Raw genomic sequence first — 1,929 nt, forward strand, 5'->3', positions numbered from 1 at the left:
GGCCACCACCCCCGCCACCGCCAGCGCCGCCGCCAGGGCGGTCAGCAGCACCCCCGGCTTGAAGCCGATGCCGGTCAGCCGGTTCAGCGCCGACGCGCCGCCGCGCAGGGCGATGGCGATCAGGATAGCGGCGAAGCCCAGCAGCAGCACGGTCGACCATTGCCAGGCCGCCGCCAGCAGCAGCACCGTGGCAAAGACGGCCGCGATGGGACCGGGCCGCAGCCGGGGCCGGGGGGACAGGGGGATGTCGGTCATGCGCGCGCCTTTCCGTGGTTCGCGCCCATCATGCCCCCGGCTTGCCGCGAGATGCCATCCCTGATAACCGGGCGCGGATTTCAGCATCGGGCGGGGCTGGCCCGCCTGCCACAGCAAAGGGACGCCCCATGGCCATCGAACGCACGCTTTCCATCATCAAGCCCGACGCCACCCGCCGCAACCTGACCGGCAAGATCAACGCCAAGTTCGAGGATGCGGGCCTGCGCATCGTCGCGCAGAAGCGCATCAAGCTGTCGGCCGAGCAGGCGGGCAAGTTCTACGAAGTCCACAAGGACCGCCCTTTCTATGGCGAGCTGGTGGAATTCATGGCCTCCGAACCCGTCGTCGTGCAGGTGCTGGAGGGCGAGAACGCCATTGCGAAAAACCGCGAGGTGATGGGCGCGACCAACCCCGCCCAGGCCGACGAAGGCACGATCCGCAAGGAATTCGCGCTGTCCGTGGGCGAGAACTCGGTCCACGGTTCGGACGCGCCCGAGACGGCGAAGGAGGAGATCGCGTTCTTCTTCTCGGGGTTGGAATTGGTCGGGTGAGGGGCTGAGAGGCTTAGGCGAAGGAAGGGGAGGGGCCGGGTGGCCCCTTTTTCTTTAGCCGACCTGTTATCGTGGATTCAAGCTATTCGCTTGGCAAATCATGTGAGTTAGCTCAACGAGCCTCTCCCTAAGATCTAACCTCTCCACATTGGCCTCATCTTCGCAAATAAGATTGGCGGCTCCCACTTTGTCGGCATCCTTATAGAGAAGGCGGCTATCTTTTTTTTCGGGATTATCGCGATAAAAGTAGAATGCATGATCAAAGATTCCAGTTTTTGCCGGTGACCGGTAGATCTTGCTGTGCAATTTTTTGAGAGCGTCTTGTAGCTTGGCTCCATCCACATAATTTTCTATCTCTCTGCCTGCAGTCACCCACACCATACCATTGCTACTGCAAATTTCTTCCGATAATCTTTGAGCATGGGGCTTCAAAGGAGAGTGTTCATCTGCTTTGTCACTATCCAAAATAACCGCCATATTCCTGTTTAAGCTTCTCAAGCTTATAAAATCCTTAAGGGCATCATCCGATGCGGTTAGATGGCGAATCAAAGCCCCGCCGTAGAACATGATTGTGTAATGGATACCCTCTATCAATCGATCATCTATGGCATTGATCCAATGATTAACGTAAATTCTGTCTGATGGCCCTTCCACCCAGATGACCATATTAGTTTGTAAAAGATCTGACGCGTGATAGCCAAGATCATCAAGCAAAGATCTTTGATGGTCTTTAGTTACAACTGCCTGCACTCTGGTCTGTTCGCCATCATTTGTGACCCGAAATATGGTGGCGTTAGCTGTATCCATGAAGGATGAAGAATGAGTTGAAATGAAATACTGGCTGCTAGTTTCACTAACAAGATAGCTTATTAGCTTCCTCTGAAGTAACGGATGAAGGTGAATTTCGGGTTCCTCTATGCACATTATGCTTCTATCGTTTATCGTGCAAAAGGCTGCTAGGATTATAACCTCGTGGATACCGGTGCCAAGTGCGGCAAGTGGAAGAACTTTGTTGTCTATATGGACTAGGGCGTGTTGACGTTTGAGGATTTCCAAACTGATCGCTGGCTGATTCAAGGCTGCCAAATGGGAGGCAACCTTGATCCGCACGACGTTGACCGAC

At 55.0% G+C, this 1,929-nt stretch carries 3 protein-coding genes; 1 reads left to right on the top strand and 2 read right to left on the bottom strand.

Annotated features, from left to right (window positions below):
* Positions 1-255: hypothetical protein (locus PARHAE_RS20520; protein WP_164555344.1), on the bottom strand; the 255-nt coding region annotated here is incomplete at its 3' end.
* A gap of 128 nt (positions 256-383) precedes the next feature.
* On the opposite strand from PARHAE_RS20520, the gene ndk reads away from it, so the two are divergent.
* On the top strand, positions 384-806 hold the full coding sequence (gene ndk, locus PARHAE_RS20525; RefSeq protein ID WP_126156352.1) for a nucleoside-diphosphate kinase: 423 nt from the start codon (positions 384-386) through the stop codon (positions 804-806).
* A 66-nt stretch (positions 807-872) separates the two neighbouring features.
* Here the strand turns inward: ndk and PARHAE_RS20530 are convergent.
* Positions 873-1,929, bottom strand: a 1,057-nt coding sequence (locus PARHAE_RS20530; protein WP_164555345.1) for an ATP-dependent nuclease, incomplete at its 5' end; no start/stop codon positions are given.

The sequence above is a fragment of the Paracoccus haematequi genome (assembly GCF_900631945.1).
Lineage (GTDB): Bacteria > Pseudomonadota > Alphaproteobacteria > Rhodobacterales > Rhodobacteraceae > Paracoccus > Paracoccus haematequi_A.